Below are 578 nucleotides of genomic sequence, written 5' to 3'. Positions count from 1 at the left end.
TGCCGGAGCCGCTGCCAACCGCGTGGCACTGGAAGCCTGTGTGGAAGCGCGCAATGAAGGGCGCGATCTGGAGCGCGAGGGCAAGGACATCCTCACCAACGCCGCGAAAGACAGTCCAGAGCTGAAGATTGCCCTGGAAACCTGGAAAGAGATCAAGTTTGAATTCGATACCGTGGACAAATTGGACGTGGTGAATCGTTGATTCGGTAACAGAGATCGCAAAGGCGCAAACGAAAACCCGCGCGGCGTGTAGCTTGACGGCCCGCTCCGCGCGCCACAGAAAGGAATAGAAAATGGCTGACATTCAGGACTACAACTCAACACCCAAGTACGAAACCTTCTCTTATTTGCCGGCAATGGGGCCGGAAAAAATGCGCCGCCAGATCGCCTATCTCATCAATCAGGGCTGGAACCCCGGCATCGAGCATGTGGAACCTGAACGCGCATCGACATACTACTGGTACATGTGGAAGTTACCCATGTTCGGCGAACAGTCGGTGGACACCGTGATCGCGGAGTTGGAAGCATGCCATCGCGCTCACCCCGGCCATCACGTGCGCCTGGTCGGGTATGACAAT

1 protein-coding gene and 1 pseudogene are annotated in these 578 nt (G+C 56.4%); both read left to right on the top strand.

Annotation, left to right across the window (positions count from 1 at the left end):
- Positions 1-202, top strand: a pseudogene (gene rbcL / locus HF921_RS13780) (ribulose-bisphosphate carboxylase large subunit); the annotation flags it as partial.
- Positions 203-293: 91 nt separating this feature from the next.
- A partial coding sequence (locus HF921_RS13775) for a ribulose bisphosphate carboxylase small subunit (protein ID WP_215893960.1) occupies positions 294-578 on the top strand: 285 nt, incomplete at its 3' end.

This window comes from Acidithiobacillus ferriphilus (genome assembly GCF_018854775.1).
GTDB classification, from domain to species: Bacteria; Pseudomonadota; Gammaproteobacteria; order Acidithiobacillales; family Acidithiobacillaceae; genus Acidithiobacillus; species Acidithiobacillus ferriphilus.
This window is presented reverse-complemented; position numbering and strand designations above follow the sequence as displayed.